Below are 16,957 nucleotides of genomic sequence, written 5' to 3' on the forward strand. Positions count from 1 at the left end.
GGGGTCACGCAGCCTCCTACGACCGGGCGACGGCGCTTCAGGCGGTGTCCCCGTCCCGGTCGGCCGCCCACGCCTCGGGGCCGCCGCCGCGCCACTCGATGAGCCCCGTGGCCGCCACGTACGCCTCGTCCGCGTCCTCGATACCGGCCCGCCGCAGGAACTCGGCCACATCGATCGGTCCGTAGGCGATGCCGAGGAACTGGGCGTCCACACGGACCCGACGGCCGCCGTCCGCGGCGGGCGGGTAGACCACGACGGGTTTCACGGACGCCATGGCACCAGGGTGGACGGGAAGTGCTCCCGCCGCGCGCCGGGCTGGGCCGTTCAGCCCGCCTTGCGCGTGGGCCGGAACTCGTGGACGTCGGCGGTGAGGCTGCCGTCGTGCTGCTCGTAGTGCGACAGGGCGAGGCCGAGCCCGAAGAAGGTGGGGGCCCAATCGCCCACGAAGATGCCCCGGCGGTCTTCGCGGGCGAGGCCGGTACCGGCCTCCCCCTTCAGGGAGCCGTCCCAGGCGACGACGCCGAGGCCGATGGAGGCCAGGCCGGCCGGGCAGGCGCGCTCGCTGCGGACACCCGTCTCGTGCATCTTCATGATGATCATCAGCGGCTCCGATCCATGGAGGACGGCAGGAGACGGCGTGCGCGCGACAGCGGTCGATATTCTCCCTGCTCGCACCGTTTGCCCGACATGGAGGCCGTGAGGCGAGCACGGGAGCGCCCGCCTCACGGCCCGGAGCGTCTTCGTCAGGCACCCACGTAGGCCGCCAGGTGCTCCCCGGTCAGCGTGGAGCGGGACTCGACGAGGTCGGCCGGGGTGCCCTCGTAGACGATCCGGCCGCCGTCGTGGCCCGCGCCGGGGCCCAGGTCGATGATCCAGTCGGCGTGCGCCATGACCGCCTGGTGGTGCTCGATCACGATGACCGACTTGCCGGAGTCCACCAGCCGGTCGAGCAGGCCCAGCAACTGCTCCACGTCCGCGAGGTGGAGGCCGGTGGTCGGCTCGTCGAGGACGTACACGCCGCCCTTCTCGCCCATGTGCGTGGCCAGCTTGAGCCGCTGCCGCTCGCCGCCGGACAGCGTGGTGAGCGGCTGGCCCAGCGTGAGGTAGCCGAGCCCCACGTCGGCGAGCCGCTCCAGGATCTTGTGAGCGGCCGGGGTGCGGGCCTCGCCGCCGCCGAAGAACTCCTCCGCCTCGGTCACCGGCATGGCCAGCACCTCGCTGATGTCGCGGCCGCCGAGGCAGTACTCCAGCACCGACGCGTCGAACCGCCTGCCCTCGCACTCCTCGCACGGCGTGGCGACGCTCTGCATGATCGCCAGATCGGTGTAGATGACACCGGCCCCGTTGCAGGTGGGGCAGGCTCCCTCGGAGTTGGCGCTGAACAGGGCCGGCTTCACCCCGTTGGCCTTGGCGAAGGCCTTGCGGATCGGGTCGGCCAGCCCGGTGTACGTCGCCGGGTTGCTGCGCCGGGAACCGCGGATCGGGGTCTGGTCGATGGCCACCACGCCCTCGTCGGCCGGGATCGAGCCGTGCACCAGGGAGCTCTTGCCGGAGCCGGCGACGCCCGTGATGACCGTGAGCACCCCGAGCGGGATGTCGACGTCGACGCTTCGCAGGTTGTTCGCCGAGGCGCCCCGGATCTCCAGCGCGCCGGTCGGCTCGCGGACGGCCGCCTTGATCTTGGCCCGGTCGTCGAGGTGACGGCCGGTGACGGTACCGCTGCCCCGCAGCCCCTCCAGGGTTCCCTCGAAGCAGACGGTGCCGCCCGCCGTGCCCGCGCCGGGACCGAGGTCCACGACGTGGTCGGCGATGGCGATCGTCTCCGGCTTGTGCTCCACGACCAGCACCGTGTTGCCCTTGTCGCGCAGGCGCAGGAGCAGGTTGTTCATCCGCTGGATGTCATGGGGGTGCAGGCCGATGGACGGCTCGTCGAAGACGTAGGTGACGTCGGTGAGCGAGGACCCGAGGTGGCGGATCATCTTGGTGCGCTGCGCCTCGCCACCGGAGAGCGTGCCCGACGCCCGGTCGAGCGAGAGGTAGCCGAGACCGATCTCCACGAACGAGTCGAGGGTGTGCTGGAGCTTGGCAAGCAGCGGCGCCACCGACGGCTCCTCCAGCCCCCGCACCCACTCCGCCAGGTCGCGGATCTCCATCGCGCAGGCGTCGGCGATGTTGACTGTGCCGATCCTGGAGGAGCGCGCGAGCTCGCTGAGCCGGGTGCCGTCGCACTCGGGACACCGGGTGAAGGTGACCGCCCGGTCCACGAAGGCGCGGATGTGCGGCTGCATCGACTCACGGTCCTTGGACAGGAAGGTCTTCCGGATCTTCGGGATCAGCCCCTCGTAGGTGAGGTTGACACCGTTGACCTTGACCTTGGTCGGCTCGCGGTACAGGAAGTCGTGCCGCTCCTTCTTGGTGTACGCGCGGATCGGCTTGTCCTTGTCGAAGAAGCCCGACTCGGCGATGACCCGCACCACCCAGCCGCCGCCGGTGTAGGTGGGAATCGTGAACGGGTCCTCGGACAGCGATTTGGAGTCGTCGTAGAGCTGGGTGAGGTCGATGTCGGAAACCCTGCCCCGGCCCTCGCAGTGCGTGCACATGCCGCCGGTGCGACTGAAGGACACCTTCTCGGTCCTGGTCTTCTCGGCACCGCGGTCCACCGTGAACCCACCGCTCGCCGACACCGAGGCGGTGTTGAAGGAGAACGCGCCGGGCGGGCCGATGTGCGGTGTGCCGAGCCGGCTGAAGAGGATCCGCAGCATCGTGTTGGCGTCGGTGGCGGTGCCCACGGTGGAGCGGGGATCGGAGCCCATGCGCTGCTGGTCGACGGCGATCGCGGTCGTCAGCCCGTCCAGCACGTCGACCTCGGGCCGGGCCAGGTTCGGCATGAACCCCTGCAGGAAGGCGCTGTAGGTCTCGTTGATCAGGCGCTGCGACTCCGCCGCGATCGTGTCGAACACCAGCGAGCTCTTGCCCGAGCCGGAGACGCCTGTGAACACCGTGAGCCGGCGCTTGGGGATCTCGATGCTGACGTCCCTGAGGTTGTTCTCGCGTGCGCCGTGCACGCGGATCACGTCATGGCTGTCGGCGACGTGCGGCCCTGCCGGCCGTCTGTCCGTCGTCGTCGTGGCCTTGCTCATGGTGTCTCCATCTGTCGGGCGGTGCCGCCGCGCTCGGACGATCTCGCTCCCCCGCGCCCCCGCCGGGGGCACGGAGGGCGGAAACCGACGGCACCGCGCGGCCGTGCGGGAACCCGCGGGTGACGCGTCGTGCTGTGCGGGCTTGCCGCTACTGGGTCTTGAGCTGCTGGATGCGGACCATGTTGCCCGCGGGATCGCGGAAGGCGCAGTCGCGCACTCCGTAGGGCTGGTCCACCGGCTCCTGGACCACCTCCGCGTCGCCCGCCTGCACCCGCTCGAAGGTGCCGTCGACGTCGGTGGAGGCCAGCACGATGCTGGCGTAGGTGCCCTTGGCCATCATCTCGGTGATGGTGCGGCGCTCGTCCTCGGTGATGCCGGGGTCGGCGGCCGGCGGGTGCAGCACGATGTTCGTGCCGGGCTGGCCGACGGGGCCGACCGTGATCCAGCGCATGCCCTCGTACCCGACGTCGTTTCTGACTTCGAAGCCGAGGGTGTCGCGGTAGAACGCCAGGGCGGCGTCCGGGTCGTCGTGCGGAAGGAAACTGGCGTGAATCCGAAGGTCCATGGCCCTCACGCTAGTTTCGGCTCGACGCGGGCGCTTCTCGATTCCTGACCGGTCTGGTCACCTGCTTGGCCACGCACGACGGAATGCCCGCCGTCGCCCGGGCCGCCTCGCGCCGGTAGGCACTGGGCGGCATGCCCACCAGCTCGGTGAAACGGGTGCTGAAGGTGCCCAGCGACGCGCAGCCGACCTCGAAGCAGACCTCCGTGACACTGAGGTCGCCCCGGCGCAGCAGCGCCATGGCGCGCTCGATGCGCCGCGTCATGAGATAGCTGTACGGCGACTCGCCGTACGCCTGCCGGAACTCACGGCTGAGGTGTCCCGCCGACATGTGCACGCCCCGGGCGAGCGCCTCGACGTCCAGAGGCTTCGCGTACTCCCGGTCGATCCGGTCCTTGACGCGGCGCAGTCGGGCGAGATCGCGCAGGTGCTGTGCCGAGGCGGGTCTGCTGCTCACACACGTGATCGTGCCACATCACACCTCCATGCGGTCGATGTCCGGGTGTCCCGGACGACCGGGTCCCATGGCGGGAGGGGGCGGGTCAGAAGCACCCTGCCTGCATCCGGGAAGGGGCGTGAGCCGGCAGGCCCACGGTCGGCCCGCTCCCCCGCTCACCCGCCCCGCGAGCCCCGGCACCCTCCCCACGCTAACGTTCCTGCCGGATCGGCCAGGTCGCGGTCTCAGACCCCCGCCGCCGCGTCCGCCCCCTTCGCCAGGGCCGTCACCGCGCCCACCCACCCCCGTAAGCCCTCGGCACCCTCCCCAGGCCGAACGTTCCTGCCCGATCGACCGAGCCCCGACCTCAGCCCTCACCGCCACCGCGCCCCTCCGCTTCGCCAGGGCCGCCACCGGCCCCACAGGCCTCGTGAGCACTCGGCACCCTCCCCAGGCCGAACGTTCCTGCCCGATCGACCGAGCCCCGGTCTCAGACCCCCACCGCCACCGCGCCCCTCTACTTCGCCAGGGCCGCCACCGGCCCCACAGGCCTCGTGAGCACTCGGCACCCTCCCCAGGCCGAACGTTCCTGCCCGATCGACCGAGCCCCGACCTCAGACCCCCGCCGCCGCCGCGTCCGTCCGCTTCGCCAGGGCTGCCGCCGCCGCGCCCACCAGACCGGCGTCCGTGCCCATCTGCGCGGGGGCCACGGTCAGGTTCCGGACGAAGGACAGGGTGGCGTAGGCGCTCAGGGCCTTGCGCAGAGGGGCGAAGAGGGCCTCGCCCGCCTTGCCCACACCCCCGCCGATCACGGCGATGTCGATCTCCACGAGCGTCGCGGTGGCGGCGATTCCGGCCGCCAGGGCCTGGGCGGCCCGCTCGAAGGAGGCGACGGCGACCGGGTCGCCGGAGCGCGCCGAGGCGGCCACCGCGGCGGCGGAGGTGTCCCCGTCGGGGCCGGGCCGCCAGCCGTTCTCCAGGGCGCGCCGGGCGATGTTGGGGCCGCTCGCGATGCGCTCCACGCAACCGTGTGAGCCGCAGGGGCAGGGATCGCCGTCGAGGTCCACGCTGATGTGGCCGATGTGCCCCGCGTTGCCGGTCGGCCCCGGGTGCAGCCGGCCGCCGAGCACCAGGCCGCCGCCGACGCCCGTGGAGACGACCATGCACAGCGCGTTGTCGTGACCGCGGGCGGCGCCCTGCCAGTGCTCGGCCGCCGTGATCGCCACACCGTCGCCGATCAGTTCGACGGGCAGGCTCCCGGCAGCGGCCCGGACCCGGGCGACGAGCGGATAGTCGCGCCAGCCCGGCACGTTCACCGGGCTCACCGTGCCCGCGGAGGCGTCCACGGGCCCGGCGCTGCCGATGCCCACAGCCCTGGCCCGCCCCCACAGCGGTGACGCGGTGAGCTCACCCAGCACCTCCTCCACCGCCCGCATGACGGTGTCGCCGTCCTCCCGGGCGGGCGTCGGCCGCTGGGCGCGGACCTGGATCCGGCCGTGGCCGTCCACCAGGGCGCCCGCGATCTTGGTGCCGCCGATGTCGAGCGCGGCCACGAGGTCGGTGTGCATCAGAGTCGGATCTCCCCGTCGGGCATGAGAAAAACGCCGAGAAAGCCATGAAGAGCAGGGCAAGCAGCGGACCGGTCCCGCGACGGTACGCGAGGCCGGAGATCGCGGTGGACAGTCTCTCCCGACCCTGACAACGTTGTCCAGGCTCTATGCTCGACGCCACATCCTCATACAAACCCAGGATCGACGCACCCCCGTGGACGACAGGACAGGACACCGCACCGTGCCCCAGACCCCCCTCCGATCCGCAACGCGCTACGGCACCCGGCCGACCATGAAGGACGTCGCGGCGCGCGCCGGAGTCGGCCTCAAGACGGTCTCCCGTGTCGTGAACGGGGAGCCGGGGGTCACCCCGGAGACGGAGCGGCGGGTCCAGGAGGCGATCGACGCGCTCGGCTTCCGTCGCAACGACAGCGCGCGGGTGCTGCGCAAGGGGCGCACGGCGAGCATCGGCCTGGTCCTGGAGGACCTCGCGGACCCGTTCTACGGGCCGCTGAGCCGTTCCGTCGAGGAGGTGGCCCGCGCACACGGCGCCCTCCTGATCAACGGCTCCAGCGCGGAGGACCCCGAGCGGGAGCAGGAACTGGTGCTGGCCCTGTGCGCGCGGCGGGTGGACGGGCTGGTGGTGATCCCGGCCGGGGACGACCACCGGTATCTGGAACCCGAGCTCAAGGCCGGTGTCGCCACGGTGTTCGTGGACCGGCCGGCCGGTCACATCGACGCCGACGTGGTCCTGTCGGACAACTTCGGCGGCGCCCGCGACGGCGTCACCCATCTCATCGCGCACGGGCACCGCCGGATCGGCTTCATCGGCGACATGCCGCGCATCCACACCGCCGCCGAGCGGCTGCGCGGCTACCGGGCGGCGATGGAGGACGCGGGCATACCGGTGGCGGACCCCTGGATGTCACTCGGCGTCACGGATCCCGAGCGGGTGCGCAGGGCCGCCGAGCAGATGCTGGCGGGCCCGGACCCGGTCACCGCGATCTTCGCGGGCAACAACCGGGTGACGGTCACCGTGATCCGGGTGCTCGCCGAACAGACCCGCCGCGTCGCCTTCGTCGGATTCGACGACATCGAGCTCGCCGACCTGCTCCAGCCGGGCGTCACCGTCGTCGCCCAGGACGCCTCGGACATCGGCCGCACCGCCGCGGAGCGCCTCTTCCGGCAGCTGGACGGCACCCTCGTCACCCCCGAGCGCATCGAGCTGCCGACGCGGCTGATCACCCGCGGCTCGGGCGAGATCCCACCGGCGGACTGAGCGGCTCATGGACGACGCCACCGATCGCACGCTGCGGGCCCTGGGTCTGGCCGAGGCGCCGCGTGAGCATCCCCTGCTCTACCCGGGCGCGTGGCCGGCGGATTCCGGGCTCCTCGACGGGGACCGCTTCCTGCCGCCGGAGCGGTTGGTGTACGAGGACCGCACCCCGGTCATCGCCATCGGCTCCAACGGCTGCCCGGGCCAGCTGCGGCACAAGATGGCGGAGTTCGGGATCAGGTCACCCCTGCCGATGGTGAAGGCCCGGGTGACGGGTGTCGACGCGGGCGTCTCGGCGCATGTGAGCCGCATGGGGTACGTGTCGGCCTCGCCGGTCGGCGCCCCGGAGACGGTGCGGGAGCTGTTCGTCCTGTGGCTCGACGCCGAGCAGCTCGCCGTGATCGACGCCAGCGAGGGCGTGCCGGTGCCGGGCGGCAACTTCGACCGGGCCTGGCTTCCGTCGCCCGACGTGCGGATCGACCTCGCCGACGGCACCCGGCTGCCCGGCGCCTATGCCTACGTCAACCGGCACGGCGTCCTCCACGACGGCACGGGCACTCCGCGCACGCATCCCGGTGAGCGGGAGCTGCTGACCGAGCTGCTGGTGAGCGTGGAGCGCCTGCGGGAGCTGTTCGGTGTCGTGCCCGAGGAGTTCTGCGCGCGGGCCCGCGGAGACCGGCGGCTGTGCGAGCGGGGTACGCGGCTGTTCGTCGAGGAGAAGCTGGTGACGGCCTCCGGTCTCGAACGGTACGCGGCCGCCTCGGCACGGGGTCAGCACAGCGGCAGCCCGGGGACCGGCGCGTCGTTGTCGCCGCCCTTGATGTAGACGTCGCTGACCCAGACGTCGGTGTTGCCGCTGTCGTCGTCGGTCTTCGCCCACCAGATGTTGGTCCACTCCCCGGACGTCTCGCGGCGGCCCAGGTTCTGCTGGCAGTAGAAGTAGTTGGTGCCGGCCTTGAGGATGCCGACCTTGGTGCCGGAGGCGTTGTGGGAGTCGGCGGTCTTTCAGACCCGGCGGTTGTACTTGGATCCGACGAGTTCGCCGCTGCGCGTGAGGTGCGTGGCGGAACCGTCTCCGGGATCCTCCATCGTGGCGATGCCGAAGTCGGTGAGGACGACCCGGCCCGAGCGGTCGAGCAGGATGTTGCCCGGCTTGACGTCCCGGTGCAGGACGCCCGCGCGGTGGGCGGCGGACAGCGCGTCCATGACCTTCGCGCCGATCCCGGCGGCTTCCGCCGGGTCCAGCGTGCCGCGCTCGTGCAGGACGTCGTCCAGGGACGGTCCGTCGACCAGTTCCATGACGATGATCGGACGGCCGTCGACCTCGGCGATGTCGTGCACGGCGATGACGCCGGGGTGGCGCACCCGGGCCGCCGCACGCGCCTCGCGCTGCATCCGCAGTTGCAGACCGGCCAGTTCCGGACCGGCCGCGTCGGTGTAGGTGCGCAGTTCCTTGACCGCGACCTCACGGCCGAGGACCTCGTCGACGGCCTTCCAGACGATGCCCATGCCGCCGCGTCCCAGCGCCGCCGTGACGCGATAACGGCCTGCCAGCAGCCGTCCGATCCCGTCCGTCCGCCCGTGCTCCCCCGTCGACACCCCTGCCCCGTTTCTGCGACCCACCGGATGCACTGACACCGTCAGTGCGTGGCGTACAGACTACGGGGCGGGGGTGACGGCGCCGGTCGCGGTTGACGGCTGCGACAGGGCCGATACGTGCGGGCCCAGCCGTCGGGGGGAGGCCGCTCGGAGGGAGGCCGCTCGGAGGGAGGCGGTCAAGCGGACGCCGTCAGATCCCCGCGCCGGGGCACCGCGAAGCTTTCCAGGTCCGCCCGGGTCAGGCCGGCCAGCCGGGCGACCTCGCCGATGTCCAGGGCACCGCAGTCCAGGCCGCGCAGCAGGTAACCGCTGAGGGCCTTGGCGGTGGCGGGCTCGTCCATGACGTCGCCGCCGGTGCGGTTGGCGTAGCGGGACAGGCGGGCGGCGGCCTGCTCGTAGCCCTCACGGTAGAAGGCGAAGACGGCCGCGTAGCGGGTGGGGATGTGGCCGGGGTGCATGTCCCAGCCCTGGTAGTAGGCGCGGGCCAGGGCGCGGCGGGTGAGGCCGTAGTGCAGGCGCCAGGCGTCGTGGACCTTGGCGGTCGGGCCGACCGGCAGGACGTTCGTCGAGCCGTCCGAGACGCGTACGCCCGTACCGGCGGCGGCGACCTGCATGACGGCCTTGGCGTGGTCCGCGGCGGGGTGGTCACTGGCCTGGTGGGCGGCGGAGACGCCGAGGCAGGCGCTGTAGTCGAAGGTGCCGTAGTGCAGACCGGTGGCGCGGCCCTCGGCGGCCTGGATCATGCGGGCGACGGTGGCGGTGCCGTCGGCGGCGAGGATGGCCTGGCTGGTCTCGATCTGGATCTCGAAGCCGATCCGGCCCGGTGCGAGGCCGTGCGCCTCCTCGAAGGCGTCCAGCAGCCGCGCCATGGCGGTGACCTGCTCGGCGTACGTCACCTTCGGCAGGGTGAGCACCAGCCCGCCGGGCAGGCCGCCGGACTCCATCAGGCCGGTGAGGAAGATGTCGAGGGTGCGGATGCCCCGGGCGCGTACGGGCGCTTCCATGCACTTCATGCGGATGCCCATGCAGGGGGCCGCCGTGCCGGTCGCGTAGGCCTCGGCGATGAGACGCGCGGCGCGGGCGGCGGCCTCGTCCTCCTCGGCGTCGGGGCGGTTGCCGTAGCCGTCCTCGAAGTCGACGCGCAGGTCCTCGATCGGCTCGCGCTCCAGCTTGGCGCGCACGCGCGCGTGGACGGGCTCGGCGAGTTCGTCGGCGAGGCCGAGGACGGCGGCGAAGGCCTCGGCGTCCGGGGCGTGCTCGTCGAGGGCGGCCAGCGCCCGGTCGCCCCAGGTGCGGACGGTGTCGGCGGCGAAGACGTCGCCGGGTACGTAGACGGTGTGGACGGGCTGGCGGGTGCCGGGGTCTCCGGGATAGCGGCGCTCCAGCTCGGCGTCGACCGGCGCGAGGGAGGCGCTGATCTCCTCGCTGACGGCGCCCGCGAGGCTCGTCGCCACCTTCTCCTGCTGACCCATGCCGAGACCCTCCCATTTTCCGCTGTACGGAATCAACAATCCGTAGAGCGAAGTTATCGGCCGACCTTCGGCCTGGTCAACACCGTCGTGAAGTGGGATTCTCCATCCTTCACCCATGGTCACCTCAGACCCGTCTGCATCTTCCGTATTCAGCAGGCAAGCTTCATCCTGACGCCCAAGGGGAGGGAGACCACGTGTCGAACGAGGTCGGAGTGACGCGCCGCCACGGGCTCAAGGCAGCCGCGGCGGCCGCCGTCGCAGGACCGCTGCTCACCAGTGCGGGCCCCACACAGCCCGCTACCGCCGACGAGCACCCGGGCGCCCTGAACGTCATGACGTTCAACGTGCGCTTCGCGACCGTCGTCGACGAGACACCGCGCTGGGCCGTGCGCCGACCGGTGATGCGAGAACTGCTGCGCCGCGAGCGACCGCACCTCATCGGCATCCAGGAAGGGCTCTACCGGCAAGTGCGCGCGATCGAGCAAGATCTCGGCGGGCATTACGACTGGATCGGCATCGGACGCGGAGGCGGCAGCAAGGACGAGTTCATGGCGGTCTTCTACGACACACGCAGACTCGAACCGATCGAATTCGATCATTTCTGGCTGTCCGACACCCCGTACACGATCGCTTCGAACACCTGGGACGCCGACTGGCTGCGGATGGTGACCTGGGTCCGTTTCGCCGATCTGACCGACGGGGGACGGGAGTTCTACGTCCTCAACACCCACCTGGACAGCGTCAGCCAGTACGCCCGGGAGCGCTCGGCGGGGCTCATCGGCGAGACGATCGCCGCGTGGGACCGGTCGATACCGGTCATCGTCACCGGCGACTTCAACGCGGCCGCCCACGACAACCGGGTGTACGACCTCATGCTGGACATCGGACTGGTGGACGCCTGGGACGCGGCCGCCTCGCGGAGTCCGGCGTACGGGACGCACCACGGCTACCGGACGCTCAAGCCCGGCGGGCGGCGCATCGACTGGATCCTCACCACCCCAGGGGTGACCACCCACTGGGCCGGGATGAACACCTTCAGCAGGGACGGGACGTATCCGAGCGACCATCTGCCGGTGCAGGCCTCGATGACCCTGGGATGAGAAGAGGCCCCCGTGACCGTGCTGGAGTTCGCGCGGTCACGGGGGCCTTCCACGGCCGGGGCCGATCAGCCCTTGCGGGTCTTGATCTCCTCGGTGAGGGCCGGGACGACGTCGAAGAGGTCGCCGACGACGCCGTAGTCGACGAGGTCGAAGATCGGGGCCTCGGCGTCCTTGTTGATCGCCACGATCGTCTTCGAGGTCTGCATGCCGGCGCGGTGCTGGATCGCGCCGGAGATGCCGTTGGCGATGTACAGCTGCGGCGAGACGGACTTGCCGGTCTGGCCGACCTGGTTGGTGTGCGGGTACCAGCCCGCGTCCACCGCGGCCCGCGAGGCACCCACGGCCGCGCCGAGGGAGTCGGCGAGCGCCTCGATGATCGCGAAGTTCTCCGCGCCGTTGACGCCACGGCCACCGGAGACCACGATCGCGGCCTCGGTCAGCTCCGGACGCCCGGTCGACTCACGCGGCGTACGGCCGGTGACCTTGGTGCCGGTGGCCTGCGCGGAGAAGGACACGTTCAGGGCCTCGACCGCACCGGCGGCCGGGGCGGCCTCCACGGCCGCGCTGTTCGGCTTGACCGTGATGACCGGGGTGCCCTTGGAGACACGGGACTTGGTGGTGAACGAGGCGGCGAACACCGACTGGGTGGCCACCGGACCGGAGTCGCCGGCCTCCAGGTCGACGGCGTCGGTGATGATGCCGGAGCCCAGGCGCAGCGCCAGACGGGCGGCGATCTCCTTGCCCTCGGCGGAGGACGGCACCAGCACGGCGGCCGGGGACACGGCCTCGACCGCGGCCTGCAGGGCGTCGACCTTCGGTACGACCAGGTAGTCGGCGTACTCGGCGGCCTCGTGCGTGAGGACCTTCACCGCGCCGTGCTCGGCGAGCGCGGCGGCGGTGTCACCGGCGCCGTTGCCCAGCGCGACGGCGACCGGCTCGCCGACGCGGCGGGCCAGGGTCAGCAGCTCCAGGGTGGGCTTGCGGACGGCGCCGTCCACGTGGTCGACGTAGACGAGAACTTCAGCCATGGGACTTCTTCTCTCCTGCTTGCGAAAGATGAGGGACGGACAGCGACTGCGGGGCCTAGATGAACTTCTGGCCCGCGAGGAACTCAGCGAGCTGCTTGCCGCCCTCGCCCTCGTCCTTGACGATCGTGCCCGCGGTGCGGGCCGGGCGCTCGACCGCGTTGTCGACCGTGGTGTAGGCGCCCTCCAGGCCGACCTCCTCGGCCTCGATGTCGAGGTCGGACAGGTCCCAGGACTGAACCGGCTTCTTCTTGGCCGCCATGATGCCCTTGAAGGAGGGGTAACGCGCCTCGCCCGACTGGTCGGTCACCGACACGACCGCCGGCAGGGAGGCCTCAAGGTTCTCGGAGGCGGCGTCGCCGTCGCGGCGGCCCTTGACCGTGCCGTCCTCGACCGACACCTCGGACAACAGGGTGACCTGCGGAACGCCCAGACGCTCGGCGAGCAGCGCGGGCACCACGCCCATGGTGCCGTCGGTGGAGGCCATGCCGGAGATCACCAGGTCGTAGCCGGCCTTCTCGATCGCCTTGGCCAGGACCAGGGATGTGCCGATGGCGTCGGTGCCGTGGATGTCGTCGTCCTCGACGTGGATCGCCTTGTCGGCGCCCATGGACAGCGCCTTGCGCAGGGCGTCCTTGGCGTCCTCGGGGCCCACCGTCAGGACGGTGATCTCCACGTCGTCGTCGGAGTTCTCGGAGATCTGCAGCGCCTGCTCGACCGCGTACTCGTCGAGCTCGGAGAGCAGACCGTCCACGTCGTCCCGGTCGACGGTCAGGTCATCGGCGAAGTGCCGGTCGCCAGTGGCGTCGGGCACGTACTTCACAGTGACAACGATCCTCAAGCTCACGCCGGCTCTCCTACTGCATCGTCATTTCCATGCTGCCTACTTGCAGGCAGCATAGGCGCCTCTAGCGTCCGTTCCCGGTCGGGGCGACCCACGCCCCGAGCGAAATATTACTCGTCAGTACACTCAGTTCGTTCCCGCTAAGCAAGCGCTTTGAACTGTGACCTTCGCAACGCAGCGTAACCGGAACTCGACGGTCACGCAGCCCCGGGGGCCCGGACTCAGTCCCGCAGACGCTGGAAACGCCCCTGGTGGTAGAGGAGGGGACGGCCGGTGCCCGAAGGGTCGCCCCGTACGACCTCGGCGAGCACGATCCGGTGATCCCCGGCGGGCACACGCGCGACGACACGGCCCACCAGCCAGGCGAGCACGCCGTCGAGGACGGGGACGCCCTCGGGCCCCTCCCGCCAGGCGGTGGGCGGGGCGAAGCGGTCGGCTCCGCTGCGGGCGAAGGTGGCGGCCAGTTCCCGCTGGTGCTCGCCGAGGATGTGGACACCGACGTGGTCCGCCGCCGCGATCGCGGGCCAGCTGGAGGCGCCGGTGCCGACACCGAAGGACAGCAGGGGCGGCTCGGCCGAAACGGACGTCAGGGAGGTGGCGGTGAAGCCCACCGGGCCCGCCTCGCCACGGGCGGTGATGACGGCGACTCCCGCCGCGTGCCGGCGGAAGACCGAGCGCAGGAGATCGGGCGGGGCGAGAAGGTCCGCAGGCATGAGGGCAGGCTGACGATGAATGGCAGGGGCAGTCAAGTTCGTTCCCGGATGTGGGAGATGACTCACTGGCGGCGTCACACCCGTCACACCGCCTCTCCCAGCGCGGCGATCACATCGGCCTTGCGCGGCTGCCCCGCGGCCCGCCGCACCACCCGTCCGTCGGCGTCGAGGACCAGCACGGTCGGGGTCTTGAGGATCTCCAGCCGCCGGACGAGGTCCAGGTGGGCCTCGGCGTCGATCTCGACGTGGGTCACCCCGGGCACCACCGCGGCGACCTCGCCGAGGACCCGCCGGGTCGCCCGGCAGGGCGCGCAGAACGCACTGGAGAACTGCACGAGCGTGGCCCGCTCGCCGAGCGGCGTACCCAGCTCCGCCGCATCGAGCCGTTCACCCTCGTCCCGCCCGTACACGCGCACTCTCCCGCTCCGCCGCCGTTGCGGCACTCCGTGGGCGCTCGCCGCCGCGAGCACCACCACGCACACCACCAGTCCGGTCATCACCTGCTGCAAGCGTTCCCGATACCGCGAAGATTCCCGCCCCCGCTCCGCGACCGCGTCGCGGAATGCCTGCTTCCCAGGGACATCCGGACATCGACGCGAGAGGGCCGCGTTCCGGACGGCGGCCGTCACGGCCGCCGTCCTGGCGGTCGTGACGGTCACGGGGAGCGTCCGGCCGACGGCCCGGCAGACACTCGCGTTCCCGCTGGGCGCGGCGGGCGCAGTGAGCCGCTCCCTCGACGGCCTGCCGTTCCGCGGTGCCCGTCCGTCGACGGCTCGGGCCGTGGACGGAGTTCGAGGCACCCGGACCACCGCGTTGCGCCCAGGGGGTGGGTCTGCCGTCCGCCGGACTCGCGGGCCACGCCCTGGCACCCGGCCGACCGGGTGGCGCGGCGACCGGCGCGGCGCTCGTCGCCGCCTTCCTCAATGCGGCGTTCGGGTACTGCCCGGGCTGGGCGTTGTACCTGCTCGTGCGGCGGGTGACGGTCCGTGCGGAGTAATGGGGGCGCAAAAGCACGAGGTGGGAACCGGCGGGCGACGTGATGAGAATCTCTCCGCCCACGGGCACGAGGACTGGCTACCCGGCCGTTCTTGGGGCACCATCTGCGACAAGCCGTAAACCTACGGCTGCGTAACTTTCCACTGGGAATCCCTTCCCAGGCAGAGCAGGAGGGGTCCGGCCCGCCCATGGCAGAGCTCGTCTACCGTCCCGTCGTCGGTTTCGCCCGCACCCTGTTCAAGGTGTGGGACCTCAAGATCGACTGTCAGGGTTCGGAGAACATCCCTCGCTCGGGCGGCGCCGTGCTGGTGAGCAATCACATCAGCTACCTGGACTTCGTCTTCGACGGCCTGGCGGCGCTGCCGCAGAAACGTCTCGTGCGTTTCATGGCGAAGGAATCCGTCTTCCGGCACAGGATCTCCGGGCCGCTGATGCGGGGGATGAAGCACATTCCGGTGGACCGCAAGCAGGGCGAGGCGGCCTACGCGCACGCCCTGGACTCGCTGCGGTCGGGCGAGATCATCGGAGTCTTTCCCGAGGCCACCATCTCACAGTCGTTCACGCTGAAGAGCTTCAAGTCGGGCGCCGCGCGCCTGGCCCAGGAGGCCGGGGTCCCGCTGATCCCGATGGCGGTGTGGGGCACGCAGCGGCTGTGGACCAAGGGCCAGCCGCGCAACTTCAAGCGCAGCCACATCCCCATCACGATCCGGGTGGGCGAGGCGATCGAGGCCTCCCGCGACAAGTACGCGGGCGCCATCACGCGCCAGCTGCGCGAGCGGGTCCAGGAACTCCTCGAAGCCGCCCAGCGCGCCTACCCCGTCCGTCCGAAGGGCCCGGACGACACCTGGTGGATGCCGGCCCACCTCGGGGGAACGGCCCCGACGCCGGAGCAGGTGCGCGAGGCCGAGGCGCACTGACGCCCGGCCGGCCGCGGCTCAGGCGGAGGGCTCCGGAGCGCGTACGGCGATGTCCGCTCCCGGGCTGAACTTCGCCAGCAGTTCGGCGAGTTCCGCCGCGGCCGCCGTCACCTCGGCGACCGGCATCGGGGCCAGGCTCTCCAGCAGGAAGATCCCCGACGTGGTCTCCTCGGTGAGCCGGGTGCGCGGGCCCTGGCGCCAGTTCCACCGGCGGCAGGTCACGCCGGCGTCGTCGCGCCACACCACCTCGCCCGCATCGGGGTGCTCCACGGTCTCCTCACCGCCGGCGACGGTCACGAAGTCCTCCTCCCCCGTGGCACGGATCAGACGCATGCCACCCTCGATGCGGTCGGCGTCCTCGCCTCCGACGGGGATCAGACGAGCCACGGAGACGGCGTTGTAGAGGTCCACGAGCAGGTTGATACGGGGCAGTCCCGCTTTCGAGAGGGCCCGCCTGGCCAGGGCCTCCGCCGAGTTGCGGGTACGGGACGGCTTCGAGCCGAACGCCGTGTAGGTCGCGCGCCAGGCTGCCATGTGCGGGTCCTCGTGCGGGGCGCGACCGTCCAGCCGTGCGGCGAGCCGGCGCGTCGCGTCGTCGAGGAGCGCGGAACCGGCGTCGTTGCTCGGTCCGCCGACGAGGCCGTGCGCCTCGACCGCGATGTGCGTGAAACCGGGCGCGAGAGCGCGTACGTCGTCGGACACGGTCGGCGTGAGCGTCATGGTCGCCTTGCCTCAGAGTGCGGTGGGGAGCGTCTGCCAGAGGTGCGGCCGGTCGCGCGCTGCCGCGAGCGCATCGAGCACGACCGGATGCGGTGCAGCATACAAGACTGGATAGTCCAGTTCATTGGCCGCAGGGTCGGGCACGAAGGCCAGCCGCTCACCACGGAGGGAGAACTGGGCGTCGACGCCGGGCTTGTTGCCCCGGGGGTCCTGCCGGTGCCACGCGCCGTCGAACCGCACGGCGACCAGCCCGTGCACCACATCGAACTTCTGGTAGCACAGCGCGGTGGGGATGCCCTCGGCCCTGAGCAGGGCGGCCAGCGCGTGGGCCTTGGCGTAGCAGATGCCGGTGCGCTGCTCCAGGACGTCGGAGGCGCGCCAGGTGACGCGGAGATCGCCGGAGTCCTGCGAGTGCGGGAGGGTGTCGCGTACGAACTCGAAGGCCGCCCGCGCATAGTCATACGAGTCGGTCACACCATCGGCGAGCCTGGCCGCTGCTTCCCGCACGAGCGGATGGTGGTGGTCGATCGCCTCGTCAGCGGCCACGTAGGCGGAGAGGTCGGGATTTTGCTGGATCAGCTGCATGCAGGCAGAGCGTAGAAAAGGG

17 protein-coding genes and 2 pseudogenes are annotated in these 16,957 nt (G+C 71.4%); 5 read left to right on the forward strand and 14 right to left on the reverse strand.

The annotated features are described in order from the left end of the window. Nucleotides 1-37: 37 nt before the first annotated feature. The 6 genes from ABTX62_RS12260 to ABTX62_RS12285 form a co-directional block, all read right to left on the reverse strand. Nucleotides 38-274 carry a hypothetical protein gene (locus ABTX62_RS12260; protein ID WP_352116085.1) on the reverse strand — a complete coding sequence of 79 codons (237 nt, stop codon included), beginning with the start codon at nt 272-274 and terminating at the stop codon, nt 38-40. Nucleotides 275-324: 50 nt separating this feature from the next. Next, nucleotides 325-600, reverse strand: coding sequence for a hypothetical protein (locus tag ABTX62_RS12265; protein WP_352116086.1), 276 nt, complete (start codon nt 598-600; stop codon nt 325-327). 143 nt (nt 601-743) lie between these two features. Continuing rightward, nucleotides 744-3,140, reverse strand: a complete 2,397-nt coding sequence (locus ABTX62_RS12270; RefSeq protein ID WP_352116087.1) for an ATP-binding cassette domain-containing protein — start codon at nt 3,138-3,140, stop codon at nt 744-746. Nucleotides 3,141-3,288: 148 nt separating this feature from the next. Next, nucleotides 3,289-3,705 carry a VOC family protein gene (locus ABTX62_RS12275; protein ID WP_352116088.1) on the reverse strand — a complete coding sequence of 139 codons (417 nt, stop codon included), beginning with the start codon at nt 3,703-3,705 and terminating at the stop codon, nt 3,289-3,291. A gap of 10 nt (nt 3,706-3,715) precedes the next feature. Next, nucleotides 3,716-4,159, reverse strand: coding sequence for a helix-turn-helix transcriptional regulator (locus ABTX62_RS12280; RefSeq protein WP_283974724.1), 444 nt, complete (start codon nt 4,157-4,159; stop codon nt 3,716-3,718). Nucleotides 4,160-4,752: 593 nt separating this feature from the next. Continuing rightward, nucleotides 4,753-5,706, reverse strand: coding sequence for an ROK family protein (locus ABTX62_RS12285; protein ID WP_352116089.1), 954 nt, complete (start codon nt 5,704-5,706; stop codon nt 4,753-4,755). 274 nt (nt 5,707-5,980) lie between these two features. Between ABTX62_RS12285 and ABTX62_RS12290 the strand changes: the two genes are divergently transcribed. Further along, nucleotides 5,981-6,967, forward strand: coding sequence for a LacI family DNA-binding transcriptional regulator (locus ABTX62_RS12290; RefSeq protein ID WP_283974730.1), 987 nt, complete (start codon nt 5,981-5,983; stop codon nt 6,965-6,967). Nucleotides 6,968-6,974: 7 nt separating this feature from the next. Further along, entirely contained in the window at nt 6,975-7,790 is an 816-nt protein-coding gene (locus ABTX62_RS12295) for a hypothetical protein (RefSeq protein ID WP_352116090.1), read from the forward strand. A gap of 200 nt (nt 7,791-7,990) precedes the next feature. Here ABTX62_RS12295 and ABTX62_RS12300 read toward each other — a convergent pair. Both ABTX62_RS12300 and ABTX62_RS12305 read right to left on the reverse strand, forming a co-directional pair. Then, nucleotides 7,991-8,563: pseudogene (locus ABTX62_RS12300) on the reverse strand (serine/threonine-protein kinase); the annotation flags it as partial. Nucleotides 8,564-8,739: 176 nt separating this feature from the next. Beyond that, nucleotides 8,740-10,035 (reverse strand): DUF6986 family protein, encoded by a 1,296-nt coding sequence (locus tag ABTX62_RS12305; RefSeq protein WP_352116091.1) that lies wholly within the window; start codon nt 10,033-10,035, stop codon nt 8,740-8,742. A gap of 194 nt (nt 10,036-10,229) precedes the next feature. On the opposite strand from ABTX62_RS12305, the gene ABTX62_RS12310 reads away from it, so the two are divergent. Continuing rightward, nucleotides 10,230-11,135 (forward strand): endonuclease/exonuclease/phosphatase family protein, encoded by a 906-nt coding sequence (locus ABTX62_RS12310; protein WP_352116092.1) that lies wholly within the window; start codon nt 10,230-10,232, stop codon nt 11,133-11,135. A 65-nt stretch (nt 11,136-11,200) separates the two neighbouring features. Here the strand turns inward: ABTX62_RS12310 and ABTX62_RS12315 are convergent, their stop codons facing one another. The 4 genes from ABTX62_RS12315 to ABTX62_RS12330 all read right to left on the reverse strand — a co-directional run bounded on the left by ABTX62_RS12315 (nt 11,201) and on the right by ABTX62_RS12330 (nt 14,214). Continuing rightward, nucleotides 11,201-12,163, reverse strand: coding sequence for an electron transfer flavoprotein subunit alpha/FixB family protein (locus ABTX62_RS12315; RefSeq protein ID WP_352116093.1), 963 nt, complete (start codon nt 12,161-12,163; stop codon nt 11,201-11,203). Nucleotides 12,164-12,218: 55 nt separating this feature from the next. Beyond that, nucleotides 12,219-13,007: an electron transfer flavoprotein subunit beta/FixA family protein gene (locus ABTX62_RS12320; RefSeq protein ID WP_352116094.1), complete on the reverse strand. Its 789-nt coding sequence runs from the start codon at nt 13,005-13,007 to the stop codon at nt 12,219-12,221. A gap of 218 nt (nt 13,008-13,225) precedes the next feature. Further along, nucleotides 13,226-13,717 (reverse strand): flavin reductase family protein, encoded by a 492-nt coding sequence (locus ABTX62_RS12325; RefSeq protein WP_352116095.1) that lies wholly within the window; start codon nt 13,715-13,717, stop codon nt 13,226-13,228. Between the two features lie 83 nt (nt 13,718-13,800). Then, on the reverse strand, nt 13,801-14,214 hold the full coding sequence (locus tag ABTX62_RS12330) for a thioredoxin family protein (protein WP_352116122.1): 414 nt from the start codon (nt 14,212-14,214) through the stop codon (nt 13,801-13,803). 65 nt (nt 14,215-14,279) lie between these two features. Here ABTX62_RS12330 and ABTX62_RS12335 point away from each other — a divergent pair. Both ABTX62_RS12335 and ABTX62_RS12340 read left to right on the forward strand, forming a co-directional pair. Further along, a pseudogene (locus tag ABTX62_RS12335) lies at nt 14,280-14,714 on the forward strand (DUF4395 family protein). A 187-nt stretch (nt 14,715-14,901) separates the two neighbouring features. Continuing rightward, nucleotides 14,902-15,630 carry a lysophospholipid acyltransferase family protein gene (locus tag ABTX62_RS12340; protein WP_352116096.1) on the forward strand — a complete coding sequence of 243 codons (729 nt, stop codon included), beginning with the start codon at nt 14,902-14,904 and terminating at the stop codon, nt 15,628-15,630. 18 nt (nt 15,631-15,648) lie between these two features. Here ABTX62_RS12340 and ABTX62_RS12345 read toward each other — a convergent pair whose 3' ends face one another. Beyond that, the gene (locus ABTX62_RS12345; RefSeq protein WP_352116097.1) at nt 15,649-16,350 is read right to left on the reverse strand and encodes a B3/B4 domain-containing protein; all 702 of its coding nucleotides are present in this window, start codon (nt 16,348-16,350) and stop codon (nt 15,649-15,651) included. Between the two features lie 12 nt (nt 16,351-16,362). Next, nucleotides 16,363-16,935, reverse strand: a complete 573-nt coding sequence (locus ABTX62_RS12350; RefSeq protein WP_352116098.1) for a transglutaminase domain-containing protein — start codon at nt 16,933-16,935, stop codon at nt 16,363-16,365. Nucleotides 16,936-16,957 lie beyond the last annotated feature (22 nt).

The organism is Streptomyces sp. NPDC096046 (assembly GCF_040303285.1).
In the GTDB taxonomy this organism is placed as follows: Bacteria; Actinomycetota; Actinomycetes; order Streptomycetales; family Streptomycetaceae; genus Streptomyces.

Excerpts from the sequence above, each read along its gene's own strand:
- ABTX62_RS12260 (WP_352116085.1), bottom strand. The coding sequence starts at position 274 with ATGGCGTCCGTGAAACCCGTCGTGGTCTACCCGCCCGCCGCGGACGGC.
- ABTX62_RS12265 (WP_352116086.1), bottom strand. The coding sequence starts at position 600 with ATGATCATCATGAAGATGCACGAGACGGGTGTCCGCAGCGAGCGCGCC.
- ABTX62_RS12270 (WP_352116087.1), bottom strand. The coding sequence starts at position 3,140 with ATGAGCAAGGCCACGACGACGACGGACAGACGGCCGGCAGGGCCGCAC.
- ABTX62_RS12275 (WP_352116088.1), bottom strand. The coding sequence starts at position 3,705 with ATGGACCTTCGGATTCACGCCAGTTTCCTTCCGCACGACGACCCGGAC.
- ABTX62_RS12285 (WP_352116089.1), bottom strand. The coding sequence starts at position 5,706 with ATGCACACCGACCTCGTGGCCGCGCTCGACATCGGCGGCACCAAGATC.
- ABTX62_RS12290 (WP_283974730.1), top strand. The coding sequence starts at position 5,981 with ATGAAGGACGTCGCGGCGCGCGCCGGAGTCGGCCTCAAGACGGTCTCC.
- ABTX62_RS12295 (WP_352116090.1), top strand. The coding sequence starts at position 6,975 with ATGGACGACGCCACCGATCGCACGCTGCGGGCCCTGGGTCTGGCCGAG.
- ABTX62_RS12305 (WP_352116091.1), bottom strand. The coding sequence starts at position 10,035 with ATGGGTCAGCAGGAGAAGGTGGCGACGAGCCTCGCGGGCGCCGTCAGC.
- ABTX62_RS12315 (WP_352116093.1), bottom strand. The coding sequence starts at position 12,163 with ATGGCTGAAGTTCTCGTCTACGTCGACCACGTGGACGGCGCCGTCCGC.
- ABTX62_RS12325 (WP_352116095.1), bottom strand. The coding sequence starts at position 13,717 with ATGCCTGCGGACCTTCTCGCCCCGCCCGATCTCCTGCGCTCGGTCTTC.
- ABTX62_RS12330 (WP_352116122.1), bottom strand. The coding sequence starts at position 14,214 with ATGACCGGACTGGTGGTGTGCGTGGTGGTGCTCGCGGCGGCGAGCGCC.
- ABTX62_RS12340 (WP_352116096.1), top strand. The coding sequence starts at position 14,902 with ATGGCAGAGCTCGTCTACCGTCCCGTCGTCGGTTTCGCCCGCACCCTG.
- ABTX62_RS12345 (WP_352116097.1), bottom strand. The coding sequence starts at position 16,350 with ATGACGCTCACGCCGACCGTGTCCGACGACGTACGCGCTCTCGCGCCC.
- ABTX62_RS12350 (WP_352116098.1), bottom strand. The coding sequence starts at position 16,935 with ATGCAGCTGATCCAGCAAAATCCCGACCTCTCCGCCTACGTGGCCGCT.